We start from the raw sequence: 18,229 nt of genomic DNA on the forward strand, positions 1-18,229 counted from the left end.
GGGCGTTCCGCGTGCGACCGTCCCATGAGCGGCCGTACATCAGGTGGCCGTACGCCAGGTGATTGCTCAGCCGACGACCGTCCACGTGTCGTTGCCCGCCAGCAGCGCGCCGAGTTCGCCCTTGCCGTGCTGCTCGACGGCGGTGTCCAACTGCTCCGCCATCAGCGTGTCGTAGACCGGACGGTCCACGGAGCGGAAGACGCCGATCGGGGTGCGGTGCAGGGTCTCCGGATCGGCGAGCCGGGACAGCGCGAACGCGGTGGTCGGGGACGCCGAGTGCGCGTCGTGGACCACGATCTCCGCCTCGTTCTCCGGTGTCACCGCGACCACCTTCAGATCACCGGTGGCCCGGTCCCGGACGATGCCCTTCGCACGGTCCGCGCCGAAGCGGATCGGGCTGCCGTGCTCCAGCCGGATCACCGCCTCCTCGGCCTGCCGGCGGTCCTTGAGTACCTCGAACGCGCCGTCGTTGAAGATGTTGCAGTTCTGGTAGATCTCGACCAGGGCCGTGCCCGGATGGGCGGCGGCCTGCCGCAGCACCTCGGTCAGATGCTTGCGGTCCGAGTCGACCGTACGGGCCACGAAGGACGCCTCCGCGCCGATCGCCAGCGACACCGGGTTGAAGGGCGCGTCCAGCGAACCCACCGGCGTCGACTTGGTGATCTTGCCGATCTCGGAGGTCGGCGAGTACTGGCCCTTGGTCAGGCCGTAGATCCGGTTGTTGAACAGCAGGATCTTCAGATTGACGTTACGGCGCAGCGCGTGGATCAGATGGTTGCCGCCGATGGACAGCGCGTCCCCGTCACCGGTGACGACCCACACGCTCAGATCGCGCCGGGACGCCGCCAGGCCCGTCGCGATCGCGGGGGCGCGGCCGTGGATGGAGTGCATCCCGTAGGTGTTCATGTAGTACGGGAAGCGGGACGAGCAGCCGATGCCGGAGACGAAGACGATGTTCTCCTTCGCCAGTCCGAGCTGGGGCATGAAGCCCTGCACGGCGGCCAGGACGGCGTAGTCGCCGCAGCCGGGGCACCAGCGCACCTCCTGGTCGGACTTGAAGTCCTTCATCGACTGCTTGGCCTCGGCCTTGGGCACCAGGGAGAGCGCCTCGACCGTGCCCCCGCCTTCCGTAGACGTCTCAGTCATCGATGGCCTCCTTCAGCGCCTTGGCAAGCTGCTCCGCCTTGAACGGCATGCCGTTGACCTGGTTGTAGGAGTGGGCGTCGACCAGGTACTTCGCCCGGATCAGGGTGGCGAGCTGGCCGAGGTTCATCTCCGGTACGACCACCTTCTCGTAACGCTTCAGGACCTCCCCCAGATTCCGCGGGAAGGGGTTGACGTGGCGCAGATGGGCCTGCGCGATTGCGCCCCCTGCGCCCCTGATACGCCGTACGGCCGCGGTGATGGGCCCGTAGGTGGATCCCCAGCCGAGCACGAGCACCCGGGCGTCGCCGTCCGCGTCGTCGACCTCCAGGTCGGGGACATCGACGCCGTCGATCTTCGCCTGCCGGGTGCGCACCATGAAGTCGTGGTTGGCCGGGTCGTACGAGATGTTGCCCGTGCCGTCCTGCTTCTCGATGCCGCCGATCCGGTGCTCCAGACCCGGTGTGCCCGGGATCGCCCACGGCCGGGCCAGCGTGCGCGGGTCCCGCTGGTACGGCCAGAACACCTCGGTGCCGTCGTCCATCGTGTGGTTGGGTCCCTGCGCGAACCGCACTCTCAGGTCCGGCAGCTCCTCCGTGTCCGGGATGCGCCACGGCTCGCTGCCGTTGGCCAGATAGCCGTCGGAGAGCAGGAACACCGGCGTCCGGTACGTCAGCGCGATCCGGGCCGCCTCGAGCGCCGCGTCGAAGCAGTCGGCCGGCGTGCGCGGCGCCACCACCGGGACCGGCGCCTCCCCGTTGCGCCCGTACATCGCCTGGAGCAGATCAGCCTGCTCGGTCTTGGTGGGCAGGCCCGTGGACGGGCCGCCGCGCTGGATGTCCACGATCAGCAGCGGCAGCTCCAGCGACACCGCGAGACCGATCGTCTCGGACTTCAGCGCCACACCCGGACCCGACGTCGTCGTCACGGCCAGCGAACCGCCGAAGGCCGCCCCCAGCGCGGCGCCGATGCCGGCGATCTCGTCCTCGGCCTGGAAGGTCCGCACGCCGAAGTTCTTGTGCCGGCTCAGCTCGTGCAGGATGTCCGACGCCGGGGTGATCGGGTACGACCCCAAAAACAGCGGCAGATCCGCCTGCCGGGACGCCGCGATCAGCCCGTACGCCAGGGCCAGGTTGCCGGAGATGTTCCGGTACACGCCCGGCGGGAACGCCGTGACGGCCGGGGCCACCTCGTAGGAGACGGCGAAGTCCTCCGTCGTCTCCCCGAAGTTCCAGCCCGCCCGGTACGCGGCGATGTTGGCCGCCGCGATGTCCGGCTTCTTCGCGAACTTCGAGTTCAGGAACCTCTCCGTGCCCTCGGTGGGCCGGTGGTACATCCAGCTCAGCAGGCCGAGCGCGAACATGTTCTTGCTGCGCTCGGCCTCCTTGCGGGTGAGGTCGAACTCCCTCAGCGCTTCGATCGTCAGCGTCGTCAGCGGCACCGGATGGAGGCTGTAGCCGTCGAGTGAGCCGTCCTCCAGTGGGTTGCTCGCGTAGCCGACCTTCTGCATCGCCCGCTTGGTGAACTCGTCCGTGTTGACGATGATCTCCGCGCCGCGCGGCAGATCCCCGATGTTCGCCTTCAGGGCGGCCGGGTTCATCGCCACCAGCACGTTCGGCGCGTCACCGGGGGTGAGGATGTCGTGGTCGGCGAAGTGGAGCTGGAAGGACGAGACGCCCGGCAGGGTGCCGGCCGGGGCGCGGATTTCGGCGGGGAAGTTCGGCAGGGTCGACAGGTCGTTGCCGAAGGAGGCCGTCTCCGAGGTGAAGCGGTCACCGGTGAGCTGCATACCGTCACCCGAGTCCCCCGCGAACCTGATGATCACCCGGTTCAGACGGCGGACGTCCTTCGCACCCGCCGCCTTGCGCTGCTCTCCTAGGACTGTTCCGTCGGCCTGCTCTGCTGGGCTGCTGACCTGGCTGGTCACTGAACTGGACCTCCTCGAGGGCGGCTGTCCGGGACCGGCCCTCCCGCGGGCCGTCCCTGGATCAACCCTACGTCCGTAAGGGTCGCCTTCCTCGGGTCATTCGTATCTTGGACACGACTTCGCGCTGTCCCGCGCGGCATCGGCACGACGTCCGGAGCACCGACGTGTCCCGCACCCTGCCCGGATTCCCCCTGGTTGCCGACCCACCGGCTCTTGCCTTCCAGGACGCCGCCCGCGCGTCGGCGGTTCAGCCGTCGGCGTCGGCGTCGGCGTCGGGGTTCCGGGGTTCCGGGGTTCCGGGGTTTTGGGTTCAGGAGTTGAGGTAGGTGAGGACCGCGAGCACCCGGCGGTGATCTCCGTCGCTCGGGGACAGCCCCAGCTTCAGGAAGATGTTGCTGACGTGCTTCTCCACGGCTCCGTCGCTCACCACCAGCTGCCGGGCGATCGCCGAGTTCGTCCGCCCCTCGGCCATCAGTCCCAGGACCTCCCGCTCACGCGGGGTGAGTCCCGCGACAACGTCCTGCTTGCGGCTGCGGCCGAGCAGTTGCGCCACCACCTCGGGGTCCAGCGCCGTACCGCCCTCGGCCACGCGCACCACCGCGTCCACGAACTCCCGTACATCGGCCACCCGGTCCTTGAGCAGGTAGCCGATGCCGCGGCTGGAACTGGCGAGCAGCTCCGTGGCGTAGCGCTCCTCCACGTACTGCGACAGCACCAGCACCCCGACCCCCGGATGCGTCTTGCGCAGCTGAACGGCGGCCCGCACCCCCTCGTCGGTGTGCGTCGGCGGCATTCTTACGTCGGCCACCACGACGTCCGGCAGCTCCCCCTGATCGTTCAGTTCGGTGATCGTCTTGATCAGTGCTTCGCCGTCGCCGACCCCGGCCACGACATCGTGCCCCCGGTCGGTCAGCAGCCGTGTCAGGCCCTCCCGCAGCAGCACTGAATCCTCGGCGATGACCACGCGCACTCTGTCCTCCATGATTCCTCGGCCCCCCACACCCCTCCTCCGCGCCCACCCATGCGGCGGGCCCGGTTGACGGGACCAGCATCCCAGCATCCGGCGGGCGATGCGGAGGGGCGTAGGAGAGAGGCTTTCGCGGGCCGGGGCACACACCGGTCGCAGGGCCATGTCCTGGTACGGGGCAGGGGCATTTCTGGCACAGGAGTGTGTGCGGGTACGGACCCACCGCCCGTACCCGCACACCTGTCGGTCGCTTCCGCGTCTTCAGCCGCCGCTCATCCGCTCACCCGCCGGCTTGCTGACCTGCTGACCTGCTGATGTGCTGACCGCCGGCTTGCTCACCCGCCGGCGGGCTCACCTGCTCACCGCATCCGCTCCGCCCGCCAGGGCAGCTCCGCCGTCACCCGGGTCGGGCCGCCGGCCGGCGAGTCGACCACCAGGATTCCGTCCACCGCGTCCAGCCGCTCCGCGAGACCGGCGAGCCCGGAACCCTCGGACACGTCGGCACCGCCCACGCCGTCGTCCTCGACCTGCACCATCAGCCGGTTCTCCGTCCGCCACACCTCCACGGTCGCCCGGGCCGCCCGTGCGTGCTTGCTGATGTTCTGCAGCAGCTCCGAGACCGTGAAGTACGCGATACCCTCGATCGCCGGCGCCGGGCGCTCCGTCAGATCCACCTCGACCTGCACCGGGACCGCGCACCGGGAGGCCACCGACGACAGTGCCGCGTCAAGACCCCGGTCGGTCAGCACGGCCGGGTGGATGCCGCGAGCCAGGTCCCGCAGCTCCTGCAGGGCCGTCTTCACCTCGCCGTGTGCCTCGTCGACCATGTGTGCCGCGGCCTGCGGGTCCTCCCTCAGCTTCTCCTTCGCCAGCCCCAGGTCCATGGCCAGCGCCACCAGCCGGGCCTGCGCCCCGTCGTGCAGATCGCGCTCGATGCGCCGCAGGTCCGCCGCCGCGGTGTCCACCACGGCGCCCCGGCCGGTCTCCAGCTCGACCACCCGCGTCGCCAGCCGCGACGGCCCGAGCAGCCCGTGCACCAGCAGCCGGTCCACCATGGTCAGCGCCCGCACGATCCACGGCGTGGCGAGGGTGAACAGCAGTCCGATCAGCGCGGTCACCGTGATCTCGAACGGGTTGTCCAGATAGATCTGGTGCTGTCCGTCGCCGTACAGCTGTATCCCGCCCTGACCGGCGTACATCGGGAACAGCCAGAACCACAGGGGGTACGTCAGCAGCGACCAGCCGATCGACCAGACGGTCACCGCGACGGTGAAGGCGAACACTGCCCACGGCAGGTGCAGCACCGCGTACAGCAGCGACCGCCACGAGGCGCCGTTCTTCAGCACCGCCCCCATCCAGGCCACGAACCCCTGACGCTTCATCCGCAGCGGCTCCGGCTCGGCCACGTCCAGGCCCAGCAGCCCCCGCGCCCGCATCCGCTCCAGTGCCCCGAACCCGCGGCATCCGGCGAGCCCGGCGGCCAGCACCGGTACGCCGAGGAACGTCACCAGCAGACCGGCCCCCAGCGACACCATCGTGACCGCGTAGGTGAAGAGCAGAATGCTGATCGGCAGACTCAGCAGGACGTACACCAGCTCGCGCCAGGTCCGTCCCTCGACCGGTGCCCGCAGCACGGCCGGCACCCGGTGCCGCCGCTCACCGGCCCTCCCGGCGCCGCCGGTACTCCCGGAGTGCCCGGTGGGCGTGCTGTAGAGCCCGTAGCCCTGTTCGTACTCGGTGGCCATCGGCGTCGTCCTTCTCCTCGTCCGGCGGCTGTGCTGTCGTATCTCCAGACTCCTCGGCAGCAGGCCGGTGGACCATGGAGTACGTCGCAGTCTTGGACGGGGGGTTTTCCCTACCTCCGACCGGGGCGGACGGCCGTGCGCGCGGGGTTGCGTCGCGCGCGGCCGTGTGGGGCGCGGCTGCGTCGGGCGCGGACACGCGGTGGACGGCCGTGCGGGCGCGGTGGCGCCGGGCGCGTTACGTGGCCGGCCGTACGGAGTTCTGCGTGGGCGCGGGCGTACGCGTGTCCTTGGCGAGGGCGCCGGAACGGTCCCGCCACGGCAGCTCCGCTGTCACCGTCGTCGGGCCGCCCTCCGGCGACTCCACGACGAACAGACCGTCGACCGCGCCCAGCCGGTCCGCGAGACCCCGCATCCCCGTACCGCCGTCCAGGCTCGCGCCGCCGTGGCCGTCGTCCTCCACCTGGATGAGCAGGCGGCCGTCCGAACGCCACACCTCGACCGAGGCCGTACGCGCCGCACTGTGCTTGCTGACGTTCTGCAGCAGCTCGGAGACGGTGAAGTAGGCGATGCCCTCGATGGCCGCGGCCGGCCGTTCGGTGAGATCGACCGTCACCCTCACCGGCACCGTGCAGCGCGAGGCGACCGACGACAGGGCGGCGTCGAGACCGCGGTCGGTCAGCACCGCGGGATGGATGCCGCGGGCCAGGTCCCGCAGCTCCTGCAGCGCCAGTTTCACCTCGCCGTGCGCCTCCTCGACCATCGACGCCGCCGCGTCGGGATCCTCCAGCAGCTTCTCCTTGGCCAGGCCCAGCCCCATGGCCAGGTTGACCAGCCGGGCCTGCGCGCCGTCGTGCAAGTCGCGCTCGATCCGCCGCAGATCCGCCGCGGCCGTGTCGACCACGACACCCCGGTCGGACTCCAACTCGGCTATGCGCCGCTCCAGCTCGTCGGACGGCGACAGCAGGCCGCGCACCATCGCCCGGTCCGCGTTGGCCAGCCCTCGCGCGATGAACGGCAGCACCGGCCACAGCACGAACAGCGAGGTCAGCGTGACGGTGAAGGTGACGATGCCCCACGGCAGGCGTATCACCTCGTACAGTGCCGTGCGCCAGCCCACCGGGTCCTTCAGCGCCATCCACAACCGCGGCAGGAACCCTCCGGCACCGTGCAGCGGCAGCCGGCTCGGCTCCTCCACCCGCACCCCGAGCAGCGCCCTGGCCCGCGCACGCTCCCCCCTGCCCAGCAGCCGCGTCCCCATCAGACCGGCCGCGAGCAGCGGGAACCCGACCACCGTGACGGTCAGCCCGAGACCCAGGAGCAGGATGGTCACGACATAGGTGAAGCCCACCAGCGACACCGGAAGGTTCGCCAGGAGGTGGGCGATCTCCTTCCAGGTGTGCCGGTCGTAGGCGAAACGCGCCGGTGGGCGGTCGGCGGGAGAAGGGAAGGGCTCGGTCATGTGTCATAGCGTGCACGGCCACGGGGGGCCCACGCCATGAGGTGGGCCCCTGATATCCACGGGGGAAATCCCCACCCCGCGTACCAGGGGGTGACGGGCTGCTTACGGGGCACTTATCAGGGCCTAGACTCCCGTGCGTACAGATCGTCGAACAGCGAGGGGCGGACGTGCGGCAATCGACCGGCGTCGAACCGACCGGCTTCGACCCGACCGGCATCGGCATGGCCGACTTCGACATGACCGGCATCGGCATGACCGGCAGCGAACCGACTGCCGCGATCGCTTCGAACCAGGTCGAGGCGGCAGACTACTTCCAGGCGTACTCGGTCGTCGGACTGCTCGCCGTCGTCGGCGTGCTGTTCGTCGCCCTCGCCTTCGGTGCGGGCCGCTTGCTGCGGCCGGTGGTTCCCACGCCCGAGAAGCTCATGACGTACGAGTGCGGAGTCGACCCCGTCGGCGAGGGCTGGGCCCACACCCAGGTCCGCTACTACGTCTACGCCTTCCTCTACGTGATCTTCGCTGTCGACTCGATCTTCCTCTTCCCCTGGGCGACCGTCTTCGCCGCCGACGGCTACGGCGCGACCACGCTCGTGGAGATGTTCATCTTCCTCGGCTTCCTCGCCGTCGGCCTGCTGTACGCATACAAGAAGGGCGTCCTGACATGGACGTGACCCCCACCCACTCACCGGGTGCCGCCACCCCGTCGGGCGCGGGTTCGGTCCCGGGCCCGGATTCCGGACCGGTGCTGCTGCCCGAGCCCGTCGTGCTCCCCGCCGAAGGCAGCGGAAAGCTCGGCGCGCTCGCCCGGCTCGCCCCCGAGCCGATGAAGGTGATCCTCAACTGGGGTCGCCGCTACTCCCTCTGGGTCTTCAACTTCGGCCTTGCCTGCTGCGCGATCGAGTTCATCGCTGCGTCGATGGCCCGCCACGACTTCATCCGCCTCGGCGTCATCCCCTTCGCACCGGGACCGCGCCAGGCCGACCTGATGGTTGTCTCCGGAACGGTCACGGACAAGATGGCACCCGCGGTGAAGCGTCTGTACGAGCAGATGCCCGAGCCGAAGTACGTCATCTCGTTCGGCGCGTGCAGCAACTGCGGAGGCCCGTACTGGGACTCCTACTCCGTCACCAAGGGCGTCGACCAGATCATCCCGGTCGACGTCTACGTCCCCGGCTGCCCGCCGCGGCCCGAGGCACTGCTCCAGGGGATCCTGAAGCTCCAGGAGAAGATCGCACGGGAGTCGCTGGGGGAGCGGTACGGGTCCGGTGGGCGAGGTGCTTCGGCGACGGCGCTGCAGAGCGGGTTGGTGAAGCCGCCGGCGCCGGGGGAGCCCGGTGCGGTGCAGTCCGGCCGGGGGGAGGACCGATGACCGCGGTCGGCTGGCTCCCCGCCGACGCCGAGGAGCTGTTCGGTACGGAGGCCGCGGCCGAGGAGTCGTACAACGTCCTCACCGTCGACGTCCCGCCCGCCTCCTGGCTCTCAGCCTTGGAGATCGCGCGCGACCGGCTCGACTGCACGTACTTCGACTGGTTGAGCGCGGTCGACGAGCCCGGCACGGGCTTCCGCGTCACCGCCCACGTCGTGGCACTCTCCCCGGTACGGCGCCTGCTCCTGCGTACGACCGTCCCGCACGAGGCCCCGGCGCTGCCCTCCGCGGTGGGCGTCTACGCGGGGGCCGCCTGGCACGAGCGCGAGACGTACGAGATGTTCGGCGTCGACTTCACCGGCCACCCCGCACTCGACCACCTGCTCCTGCCGGACACCTTCGAGGGCCACCCCCTGCGCAAGGACTTCGTCCTCGCCGCCCGCGTTGCCAAGGCCTGGCCCGGCGCCAAGGAACCCGGCGAGTCCGAACACGGCGGCCCCAAGCGCCGCCAGATGCTTCCCCCGGGGGTTCCCGACCCCAATGAGTGGGGCCCCCTGAAGGGCCGGCTTCCCCCGGCCCCGTCCCGTCCGGCCCGGGGCGCGGGCAGGGCGGCCACCGGCACCGGTCCCGGACCCGCCGCAGGACGAGTACCCGGCGACCGTCCGCTGCGCCGAACCCGTACGGCGGCGGAGGGCTCCGCGAGCCAGTCGGCCCCCGCGGGGACGGAGGGCGAGGGCCGTCCCGCACCGCCGCCGCGCCGGAACCGCACGGCGGCCGAGGGCTCCGCGAGCCAACAGGTCGCGCCCGCCCCCGAGCCCCCGGCCGCCGACACCGCGGCACAGCCCGGGACACCCCCGTCGACCACACCCCGGACGCGCCGTGCCCGGAGCGCGAGCGAGGGCTCGGCATCCCAGCGCGAGCAGTCGACGGCAGCCGCGTCCGGGAAGACGGAGAAGGCCGCGGAGGGCACTGTCGGCTCTGCTGCCGGTCCCGGCACCGACGCGCCCGAAGCGCCGGCCATCGGACGCCGCACCCGAAGCGCATCCGAAGGCTCCGCGAGCCAACGCCCCCAGGCGTCACCGTCGAAGCCCACCGATGAACGGGGCCCCCGCCGGGCACGCAGCGCGTCGGAAGGCTCCGCAAGCCGCCCGACCACGCCGCCGGACACGACCGGGGCGTCAAAAGAGACGGAGGCGCCGGACCGGACCGGAGCATCGGGCACCAAGCCCTCCACCGCACCGCGCAGTCCGGACGCCCCCTGGCACAACGCCCGCCCGGCCCACGCCGAACCCGAGCCCGACGAGGCAGGCGAATCCGAGCCCGGGCCCGGCGCGGCAGGCGAATCCGAGTCCGAGGCCGAGCCCGACGCGACAAGCGAATCCGAGCCCGAGGCCGAAGCACCGGCTGAACCCGAGTCCGCCCCGGACCCGTACCCCAACCCGGAGTCGGGCTCCGCGGGGCCCGCGGCCCCCGACACCCCCTCAGGAGGCCCGCGGTGAACGACGTACTCGACGTCGCCCTGCGACTTCTGATCGTTTTCGTCGTCTTCCTCACCTTCCCCCTGATCGTCGGTCAGACCGAGCACAAGGTGATGGCGCACATGCAGGGCCGCCTGGGCCCGATGTACGCGGGCGGCTTCCACGGCTGGGCCCAGCTCGTCGCTGACGGCGTGAAGTTCGCGCAGAAGGAGGACGTGGTCCCGGCCGGTGCCGACCGCCGCGTCTTCCAACTCGCCCCCGCCGTCGCCCTCCTGCCGTATCTCCTTGTCCTGCTCGCCATCCCGATCGGGCCGGGCGAGGGCGCCGTCGGACAGGTGCTGGACGCAGGCGTGTTCTTCGTGCTCGCGGTGATGGGCGTAGGCGTCCTCGGCTCGCTGATGGCCGGGTGGGCCTCCGCCAACAAGTTCTCCCTCCTCGGCGGCCTGCGCACCGCCGCTCAGCTCCTCGCCTATGAACTGCCGATGCTGCTCACCGCCGCCTCGGTGGCGATGGCGGCCGGCACCGTCTCGCTCGTCGGCATCCTCGACGCGTTCGAGTGGTGGTGGCTGCCCTGGCAGATCGTCGGCGCGATCATCTTCTTCGTCGCCGGCCTCGCCGAACTCCAGCGGCCGCCCTTCGACATGCCCGTCGCCGACTCGGAGATCATCTTCGGTGCGTACACCGAGTACACCGGCCTGCGGTTCGCGCTCTTCCTCCTCGCCGAGTACGCCGGGATCGTCGTCCTGTGCGGCCTGACCACCGTCCTCTTCCTGGGCGGCTGGCACGGTCCGTGGGGCGCCGACGGCCTCGGCTGGGTCTGGACCCTGCTGAAGACCGCGGTCCTCGCCTTCGTCGTCATCTGGCTCCGCGTCAGCTATCCCCGTCTGCGCGAGGACCAGCTGCAGAAACTGTCCTGGACCTTCCTTGTTCCCCTCGCCCTCGCCCAGATCGCCCTCACCGGCGTCGTCAAGGTGGTGATCTCCTAGCCATGCCTCCTCTTCCTGGCTTCCCCGGCTCCGGCCTGGCCAAGGGCCTGGCCGTCACCCTGCGGACGATGACGAAGAAATCCGTCACCGCCCAGTACCCGGACACCCAGCCCGACCTCGCACCCCGCACCCGAGGGGTGATCGGCCTGTTCGAGGAGAACTGCACGGTCTGCATGCTGTGCGCCCGCGAGTGCCCGGACTGGTGCATCTACATCGACTCCCACAAGGAGACCGTCCCGGCGGCGACGCCCGGCGGCCGTGATCGCAGCCGCAACGTCCTCGACCGGTTCGCCATCGACTTCTCCCTGTGCATGTACTGCGGTATCTGCATCGAGGTCTGTCCTTTCGACGCCCTGTTCTGGTCACCCGAGTTCGAGTACGCCGAGACCGACATCCGCGAACTCACCCACGAACGCGACAAGCTCCGCGAGTGGATGTGGACGGTCCCGGCCCCGCCGGCCCTCGACCCCGCCGCCGAGGAACCGAAGGAACTCGCCGCCGCCCGCAAGACAGCCGACAAACTGGCCGCCACCCAGCCCGACCCGCAGGCAGACCCGAAGGGGGAGGAGCCGTGACCCCCGCCGCAGCCGCCGGCACGGTCGCGCACGCCACGACCGCCACCGTCACCACCACCGCCGAGGCGCAGGGCTTCCTCTCCCCGACCGGTGTGGAGATCGCCTTCCTCCTCGTCGGCCTGGTCACCTTCGGTGCCGCCGTCGTCACCGTCACCACCAGGCAGCTGGTGCACGCCGCTCTGTGGCTGGTGGTGGCCCTCGGTGGGCTCGCCGTCGAATACCTCTTGCTCACCGCCGAGTTCATCGCCTGGGTGCAGGTCCTGATCTACGTGGGTTCGGTCGTTGTCCTGCTCCTGTTCGGTCTGATGCTCACCAGAGCGCCCATCGGCCGCTCCCCGGACGCCGACTCCGGCAACCGCTGGGTCGCCCTCGCCGTGGCCGTCACCGCGGCCGTCGCCCTGGTCTGGGTCGTCGTCGACGCCTTCCGCACGACCTGGATCGACCTGGGCGGCCCGCCCGCCGGCTCCCCCGACGTGACCGGCGCCAGCCTCTTCCAGCACTGGGTCCTCCCCTTCGAGGCCCTCTCCGTCCTCCTCCTGGCCGCCCTCGTCGGCGCGATCGTCCTCTCCCGCAGGGCGAAGACGGCCGCCGGGGCACGGGAAACCGGGGCACGGGAAACGGCCGCCGGAGCCACCAATGGATCGCCCTCGGGACCAGCCCCTGGACCGGCCCGCGCGTCGACTGCCCGCCGCCGCGACGCGGAAGGGAACCGCTGATGCACCTCGCCTATCCCGTCGTGCTGTCCGCCCTCCTCTTCTGCACCGGCCTGTACGGAGTCCTCGCCCGCCGCAACGCGATCCTGGTCCTGATGTCGGTCGAGCTGATGCTCAACGCCGTCAACCTCAACCTGGTCGCCTTCGACGTCTGGCTCAGTAAGACCGCCGAGGAGACCCTGCACTCCGGTCAGGCCCTCGCCCTGTTCACCATCGCCATCGCTGCTGCCGAGATCGGCATCGGTCTGGCGATCGTCCTCGCCGTCCACCGCAACCGCGGCACCGCGGACATCGACAAGCTCCGCGACACCGCCGAGGGCCACGACCCCGACGACCCCGACGACCCCGACGGCCCCGACGGCGCGGGCAGTCCCGGCGGGCCGGGCGGCCCCGTATCCGACAGCGACGCCGACGCCCCCACGACCCGGGCGGCCGTCACGAAGGCTGAGGCCACCGCGTGACCACGACCACCCTCGCCGTCCTCGTCCTCCTCCTTCCGTTCCTCGGCGCGATCGCCGGACTGCTCCTGGGCCGAACGGCTCCGGGGTTCGCCCGCCCGCTCGCCGTCCTGCCCACGCTCACCGCCCTCGCACTGGCCGTCGTGGTCGCCATGCGCCAGGGCGGCGGCCGGGCCGTCGACGCCGCCACCGAGCTCACCCCCACCGGTTCCATCCCCATCGAACTCGCCCTGCACATCGACGGCTTCGCCGCCCTCACCGCCGTGGTCGTCGGTGTCGTCGCCACCTGCGTGCAGATCTACTCGATGGGTTACCTCCGCGACGACCCGCGCTACCCCTCCTACGCGGCCCTCGTCTCCCTGTTCACCTCCGCGATGCTCCTCGTCGTCTACTCCGGCGACCTGATGGTGCTGTTGGTCGGCTGGGAAGTCATGGGCATCTGCTCCTACTTCCTCGTCGGCCACTACTGGGAGACCCCCGAGGCCCGCGCCGCCTCCCTCAAGGCCTTCCTGGTCACCAAGCTCGGCGACGTCCCCTTCCTCATCGGCCTGTTCGCCATCGCCGGCGAGGCAGGCTCCTTCCGGATCACACACGTCCTCGACGCCGTCGCGAACGGCGGTATCGAGCACCCCACCCTGATCGCCCTGCTCCTTCTGGCGGGCGTGGCGGGCAAGTCGGCGCAGTTCCCGCTGCACACCTGGCTCCCCGACGCGATGGCGGGCCCGACTCCCGTCTCCGCGCTGATCCACGCCGCGACGATGGTCGCCGCCGGTGTCTACTTCGTCGCCCGTCTCCTCCCGCTCTTCGCGGCCTCCCAGGCCGCGATGACCGTCCTCGCCGTCATGGCCGCCGTCACCATGGCCGGCTCGGCGCTCGCCGCGCTCGCCCAGGACGACATCAAACGCGTCCTCGCCTACTCGACGATCGGCCAGCTCGGCTACATGACCGGCGCCCTCGCCGTCGGCGAACGCGGAGCCGCCGTCTTCCACCTCCTGTCCCACGGCGCCTTCAAGGCGCTGCTGTTCCTCGCCGCCGGCGTGATCATCCACGCCACCGGCACCAACTCACTGGCCGCCATGTCCCGCATGAGCCACCTGCGCGACCGCGTCCCCGACGCCTACTGGACGATGACCGTGGCGCTCCTCGCGCTGGCCGCGATCCCGCCGTTCAGCGGCTTCTTCTCCAAGGAGGCCGTCCTCGGAGCCGCCGAGCACGTCGTCACCGGCCACCACGGGCAGGCCCCCGCCGCAGCGGGCTGGATCGTCCTCCTCGCCGGCCTGGTCACCGCCCTGCTCACCGCCGCGTACGCGACGCGGCTGTGGCTGCTGGCCTTCCGGGGACACGGCACCGAGGTCCCCGACCACGGCAGGCAGCCCCTCACCATGACCGTCGTGCTGTGGGTGCTCGCGATCCCCTCCCTCGCACTGGGCGGCCTCGCCTTCCGCGTGCTGCCCGACTGGTTCGACGGTCACGACCTCACCCCGACCCTCACCACCTCGGTGCTCGGTACCGGCGTGGCCCTGGTCGGCGGCATCGTCACCTACACCACCTGGCGGCACACCACTGCCCACGCCGCCCGCTTCCCCCTCGGCGCTGTCGCCGCCCACCCGGAGCGCGACGCCGGACAGGTCGAGGCAGAGGCGATCGCCAGTCACGAGCCCGTCTACGGGGACATCGCGTACGCACCCGACCCGTCGGACCCCGGGCGGCTGCTGCTCGGCCCCCTGCACCGCCACGCGGCCGTCGGCTTCCACCTCGACGCCGTGTACACGGCCCTCTTCGTCCGGCCCGTCCAGTCCGCGGCCGGTCTGGTCCGGTTCCTCGACCGTGAGGTCGTCGACACATACGTACGCGGTGCGGGAACGCTGCCCCGGTGGCTCGGCACCGCCGTACGACGTGCCCAGACCGGCAATCTGCAGACCTATGTGAGCGCGCTGCTCGCCGGCACCGTCGTCCTCGCGGTCGCCGTCGTCCTCGCCGCCACGGGAGCGTGACCAGACGTGATCGATATCAGCGAGTCCGTGATGCAGTTCCTTCTGGCGTTCCTCGTTGTCGGCCCGCTCCTGGGAGCCGCCGCCGCTCTCCTCCCGGCCCCGCCGGGACTCAAGGGAAAGTCACCCGACCAGGCCGTGCTCCGGCACGGCATGACCGTCACCGGCGTCGTCCTCATCGCGGCGATCGTCCTCGCGCTCGGCTTCGACCACGACCAGCCGTCGACGATGCAGGCCACGACCGACATCAGCTGGATCCCCGCACTCGACGTGCGGATCCATCTCGGCACCGACGGCATCTCCCTCCCCCTTCTGGTCCTGACCGCACTGCTGACCTTCCTCAGCGCGCTCTACACGTACTTCAAACCGCCCGCGGGCCCGTCCCCGAAGGCATTCGTCGCCCTGCTGCTCGTCCTTGAGTCCGGCACCCTCGCGGCCTTCGCCGTCCTCGACCTGATCCTGTTCTTCCTCGCCTTCGAGATGGTCCTGATGCCGATGTACTTCCTCATCGCCCGCTGGGGCGGCGAGGGCCGGGCCGAGGCCGCCTGGAAGTTCATCCTCTACACGCTGCTCGGCTCCGTGGTCATGCTGCTCGGCCTGCTCCTGATCGGAATCAAGGCGGGCACATTCGACATGGTGGCACTCGCCACTGACAACGGCCGGTCACTGACCGTATCCGTGCAGGTCATCGCCGTATTGGCGATCGGGATCGGACTCGCGGTCAAGACCCCGATGTGGCCGCTGCACAGCTGGCTGCCCGACGCCCACACCGCCGCCCCGACCGTCGGCTCCGTCCTGCTGGCCGGCGTCCTGCTGAAGATGGGCACGTACGGGTTCGTGCGGATCCTGCTCCCCGCCGCACCCGACGGCTTCCGCACGTTCGCGCCCTACCTCGCCGCCTTCGCCGTCGTCGGCATCATCTACGGATCCCTCGCCTGCCTCGCCCTCGCCAGGGAAGGCGCGAAGGGCGACCTCAAACGCCTCATCGCCTACTCCTCCGTCGGCCACATGGGCTTCGTCCTCCTCGGCATCGCCACCATGACCCCGACCGGCGTCAACGGCGCCCTCTTCGCCAACATCGCCCACGGCCTCATCACCGGCCTGCTCTTCTTCCTCGTCGGCGCCCTCAAGGACCGCACCGGCACCGTCGACCTCGACACCCTGTCCCGTCCGTGGCCCGACCACCGCCCCTCAACGAGCGGCTCCGCCGCACCGGATCGAGTCCAGACCGGCGCCGCCCTCTACGGCAGGGCGCCGCGTCTCGGCGGACTGCTCGCCTTCGCCGCCGTCGCCTCCCTCGGCCTGCCCGGCCTCGCCGGGTTCTGGGGAGAAATGCTCGCCCTCTTCGGCGCGTTCGACCCCGCCGCCGGGCTCAGCCGCCCCGCCTTCCTCGTCTTCATGTCGATCGGAGCCTTCGGCACCCTGCTGACCGCCGCGTACCTGCTCGTCGTGGTCCGCAGGGTCTGCATGGGCGCCCTGCCGGAACAGGCCCCCGCGCTCACCGACGTCCGCGGCTACGAGTTCGCGGCCTGGACCCCGCTCGTCGTCCTCACCGTCGTCGCCGGACTGTGGCCCGGGGCCCTGATCGGACTGACCGACCCGGCCGTGCAGCAGCTCCTCACAGGAGGCACCCGATGAGCTCCCTCGTCCAGTCCGTCGACTGGCTGGCCATCGCGCCGCCCGTCATCGCGGCCGCGGTGGGACTCGCCGTCCTCGTCGCCGACCTGTTCGTGGGCGACGCCAGAAAGCCCGTGCTCGGCTGGCTCGCGGTGACCGGACTCGCCGCCGCCACGCTCATGCTGCTGCCCCTCCTCGACGCCGACCGCAGCACGTTCTGCCTGGTCGGCGACCCCGGAGTGTGCAGCTACACCGCCGACCGGTTCACCCTCGTCATCCAGTTCCTGGTGCTCGGCGGCGCGCTCCTGACCGCCCTCCTGTCGGTCACCGCCCTCAAGGACGCCGACAAGCGGCTTCCCGAGGGCGAGTACTGGTTCCTGCTCCTGTCCTCCGCCGCGGGCGCCGCTCTCCTGCCCGCCTCCCGCGACCTCGCGACCCTCGTCGTCGCCCTGGAGGTCGCCTCCCTGCCCGCCTTCGCCCTGGTCGGCCTCAGACACGGTGACCGGAAGTCGTCCGAAGCGGCGCTGAAGTTCTTCCTGTCCTCGGTCACCGCCACCGCGGTCAGCCTCCTCGGCATCAGCTTCGTCTACGCCGCCACCGGGACCCTCCACCTCACCCTGGTGGCCGAACGCGTCCAGACCGTCGACGGACAGCTCCACACCCTCGCCCAGACCGGCGTCGTCCTCACCCTCGTCGGCTTCGCCTTCAAGACGGCCGCCGTCCCCTTCCACTTCTGGGTGCCCGACACCTACGTGGGTGCCCCTCTGCCGATCGCCGCCTACCTGTCGGTCATCGGCAAGGCGGTCGGCTTCACCGGCCTGATCCTCGTCACCGTCGTCGCCCTCCCGTCGTACGCCGAGGTCTGGGGCCCGGCCCTCGCCGCGCTCGCCGCCCTCACCATGACCGTCGGCAACGTCGGCGCCCTCGGACAGCAGGCCACGCGCGCGTACAGCGCGGTACGCCTCCTGGCCTGGTCCTCCGTCGGCCAGGCCGGCTACCTCCTGGTGCCGATCGCCGCCGCCGCTTACTCCGGCGACGCCGAGAAGTCGATCGGCTCCACCCTCGCCTACGCCCTCATGTACGGCGCGGTGAACCTCGGCGCCTTCGCCGTCGCCGCCCTGGTAGGCCGTACGAAGTTCCTCAACCGGGTCTCCGACTACCGCGGCCTGTACGCCTCCAACCCGCTCACCGCCCTGCTCCTGGCCTTCTTCCTGCTGTGTCTCGCCGGACTCCCGCCCGGCATCATCGGCCTCTTCGCCAAGGTCACCGTCTTCTCCGCGGCCGTCGATGCCGGACTCGGCTGGCTCGCCGTCGTCATGGCCGTCAACGTCGTCATCGCGCTGGTGTACTACCTCCGCTGGACGGCCCTGCTGTTCCGTGCCCCCGACGGCGAACCGGCCGTGCACCGCGTCCCGGTCCCGCTCACCGCCGCGATCGCCCTCACCGGAGTCCTCGGCATCGCCCTGTCCGGCGCACCACAACTGATCCTGCGCTTCACCGACACCGGGCTCTTCTGATCCGCCCCCCGGGGCACGCCGGCACCCGACACTCCAAGGCCCCGAGGCCTTCCGGGCCTCCGGCACCCCTGCCCTCATCCACCGGCCGCGCTTTTCGGCCACCGGACGGGGCACGGCCGGCACGGTGCCCAGGGCGGCCGTCACCCGGACGGTTTGCACGCGCCCCCACGCGCCCCAGGGAACCTGTGCCGCCCGTCCGGCGTTGACGAATACGGGAGGGTCCACTGGACGTGAGGCCAAAGCACCCGGGGCCATCGCAGGTCAGAAGGAAGATCGGCAGACAAGGG

The 18,229-nt window shown here is 70.9% G+C and carries 15 protein-coding genes; 10 read left to right on the forward strand and 5 right to left on the reverse strand.

The genetic code is table 11. The features are described from left to right. Window positions 1-66: 66 nt before the first annotated feature. From ACFPZI_RS05330 to ACFPZI_RS05350, 5 genes are all read right to left on the reverse strand, one after another. The gene (locus ACFPZI_RS05330; protein WP_381358852.1) at window positions 67-1,146 is read right to left on the reverse strand and encodes a 2-oxoacid:ferredoxin oxidoreductase subunit beta; all 1,080 of its coding nucleotides are present in this window, start codon (window positions 1,144-1,146) and stop codon (window positions 67-69) included. Next, window positions 1,139-3,070, reverse strand: coding sequence for a 2-oxoacid:acceptor oxidoreductase subunit alpha (locus ACFPZI_RS05335; protein WP_381358855.1), 1,932 nt, complete (start codon window positions 3,068-3,070; stop codon window positions 1,139-1,141). The genes ACFPZI_RS05330 and ACFPZI_RS05335 overlap by 8 nt, the downstream gene beginning before the upstream one ends. 310 nt (window positions 3,071-3,380) lie before the next feature. Then, window positions 3,381-4,052, reverse strand: coding sequence for a LuxR C-terminal-related transcriptional regulator (locus ACFPZI_RS05340; RefSeq protein WP_381358858.1), 672 nt, complete (start codon window positions 4,050-4,052; stop codon window positions 3,381-3,383). A 344-nt stretch (window positions 4,053-4,396) separates the two neighbouring features. Further along, window positions 4,397-5,782: a sensor histidine kinase gene (locus ACFPZI_RS05345; protein WP_381358860.1), complete on the reverse strand. Its 1,386-nt coding sequence runs from the start codon at window positions 5,780-5,782 to the stop codon at window positions 4,397-4,399. 235 nt (window positions 5,783-6,017) lie between these two features. After that, window positions 6,018-7,241 carry a sensor histidine kinase gene (locus ACFPZI_RS05350; protein WP_381358863.1) on the reverse strand — a complete coding sequence of 408 codons (1,224 nt, stop codon included), beginning with the start codon at window positions 7,239-7,241 and terminating at the stop codon, window positions 6,018-6,020. A 251-nt stretch (window positions 7,242-7,492) separates the two neighbouring features. Here ACFPZI_RS05350 and ACFPZI_RS05355 point away from each other — a divergent pair, with 251 nt between their 5' ends. Genes ACFPZI_RS05355 through ACFPZI_RS05400 form a run of 10 tightly spaced genes read left to right on the forward strand, consistent with a single transcriptional unit; the run spans window position 7,493 to window position 17,942 of the window. Then, window positions 7,493-7,912 carry an NADH-quinone oxidoreductase subunit A gene (locus ACFPZI_RS05355; protein WP_381359512.1) on the forward strand — a complete coding sequence of 140 codons (420 nt, stop codon included), beginning with the start codon at window positions 7,493-7,495 and terminating at the stop codon, window positions 7,910-7,912. Beyond that, on the forward strand, window positions 7,903-8,610 hold the full coding sequence (locus ACFPZI_RS05360) for an NADH-quinone oxidoreductase subunit B (protein WP_381358866.1): 708 nt from the start codon (window positions 7,903-7,905) through the stop codon (window positions 8,608-8,610). The genes ACFPZI_RS05355 and ACFPZI_RS05360 overlap by 10 nt, the downstream gene beginning before the upstream one ends. After that, the gene (locus tag ACFPZI_RS05365; protein ID WP_381358869.1) at window positions 8,607-10,106 is read left to right on the forward strand and encodes an NADH-quinone oxidoreductase subunit C; all 1,500 of its coding nucleotides are present in this window, start codon (window positions 8,607-8,609) and stop codon (window positions 10,104-10,106) included. Before ACFPZI_RS05360 ends, ACFPZI_RS05365 begins: the two co-directional genes overlap by 4 nt. Then, the gene (locus ACFPZI_RS05370) at window positions 10,103-11,071 is read left to right on the forward strand and encodes a complex I subunit 1/NuoH family protein (protein WP_381358871.1); all 969 of its coding nucleotides are present in this window, start codon (window positions 10,103-10,105) and stop codon (window positions 11,069-11,071) included. The genes ACFPZI_RS05365 and ACFPZI_RS05370 overlap by 4 nt, the downstream gene beginning before the upstream one ends. A 2-nt stretch (window positions 11,072-11,073) precedes the next feature. Further along, window positions 11,074-11,646 carry a NuoI/complex I 23 kDa subunit family protein gene (locus ACFPZI_RS05375; RefSeq protein ID WP_381358872.1) on the forward strand — a complete coding sequence of 191 codons (573 nt, stop codon included), beginning with the start codon at window positions 11,074-11,076 and terminating at the stop codon, window positions 11,644-11,646. After that, entirely contained in the window at window positions 11,643-12,362 is a 720-nt protein-coding gene (locus tag ACFPZI_RS05380) for an NADH-quinone oxidoreductase subunit J family protein (protein WP_381358874.1), read from the forward strand. The genes ACFPZI_RS05375 and ACFPZI_RS05380 overlap by 4 nt, the downstream gene beginning before the upstream one ends. Beyond that, window positions 12,362-12,820 (forward strand): NADH-quinone oxidoreductase subunit NuoK, encoded by a 459-nt coding sequence (gene nuoK, locus ACFPZI_RS05385; RefSeq protein ID WP_381358877.1) that lies wholly within the window; start codon window positions 12,362-12,364, stop codon window positions 12,818-12,820. Before ACFPZI_RS05380 ends, nuoK begins: the two co-directional genes overlap by 1 nt. After that, entirely contained in the window at window positions 12,817-14,811 is a 1,995-nt protein-coding gene (locus ACFPZI_RS05390) for an NADH-quinone oxidoreductase subunit 5 family protein (protein ID WP_381358879.1), read from the forward strand. Before nuoK ends, ACFPZI_RS05390 begins: the two co-directional genes overlap by 4 nt. A 6-nt stretch (window positions 14,812-14,817) precedes the next feature. Further along, window positions 14,818-16,446, forward strand: coding sequence for a complex I subunit 4 family protein (locus ACFPZI_RS05395; RefSeq protein WP_381358881.1), 1,629 nt, complete (start codon window positions 14,818-14,820; stop codon window positions 16,444-16,446). Next, window positions 16,443-17,942 (forward strand): NADH-quinone oxidoreductase subunit N, encoded by a 1,500-nt coding sequence (locus ACFPZI_RS05400; RefSeq protein WP_381358884.1) that lies wholly within the window; start codon window positions 16,443-16,445, stop codon window positions 17,940-17,942. The genes ACFPZI_RS05395 and ACFPZI_RS05400 overlap by 4 nt, the downstream gene beginning before the upstream one ends. The last annotated feature ends 287 nt before the right edge of the window (window positions 17,943-18,229 follow it).

Origin of the sequence: Streptomyces chlorus, from assembly GCF_042655885.1 — a bacterium.
Lineage (GTDB): Bacteria > Actinomycetota > Actinomycetes > Streptomycetales > Streptomycetaceae > Streptomyces > Streptomyces chlorus.

Coding starts and splice junctions, on each gene's coding strand:
- ACFPZI_RS05350 (WP_381358863.1), bottom strand. CDS start 7,241: ATGACCGAGCCCTTCCCTTCTCCCGCCGACCGCCCACCGGCGCGTTTC.
- ACFPZI_RS05345 (WP_381358860.1), bottom strand. CDS start 5,782: ATGGCCACCGAGTACGAACAGGGCTACGGGCTCTACAGCACGCCCACC.
- ACFPZI_RS05360 (WP_381358866.1), top strand. CDS start 7,903: ATGGACGTGACCCCCACCCACTCACCGGGTGCCGCCACCCCGTCGGGC.
- ACFPZI_RS05375 (WP_381358872.1), top strand. CDS start 11,074: ATGCCTCCTCTTCCTGGCTTCCCCGGCTCCGGCCTGGCCAAGGGCCTG.
- ACFPZI_RS05355 (WP_381359512.1), top strand. CDS start 7,493: ATGACCGGCAGCGAACCGACTGCCGCGATCGCTTCGAACCAGGTCGAG.
- ACFPZI_RS05330 (WP_381358852.1), bottom strand. CDS start 1,146: ATGACTGAGACGTCTACGGAAGGCGGGGGCACGGTCGAGGCGCTCTCC.
- ACFPZI_RS05340 (WP_381358858.1), bottom strand. CDS start 4,052: ATGGAGGACAGAGTGCGCGTGGTCATCGCCGAGGATTCAGTGCTGCTG.
- ACFPZI_RS05365 (WP_381358869.1), top strand. CDS start 8,607: ATGACCGCGGTCGGCTGGCTCCCCGCCGACGCCGAGGAGCTGTTCGGT.
- ACFPZI_RS05400 (WP_381358884.1), top strand. CDS start 16,443: ATGAGCTCCCTCGTCCAGTCCGTCGACTGGCTGGCCATCGCGCCGCCC.
- nuoK (WP_381358877.1), top strand. CDS start 12,362: ATGCACCTCGCCTATCCCGTCGTGCTGTCCGCCCTCCTCTTCTGCACC.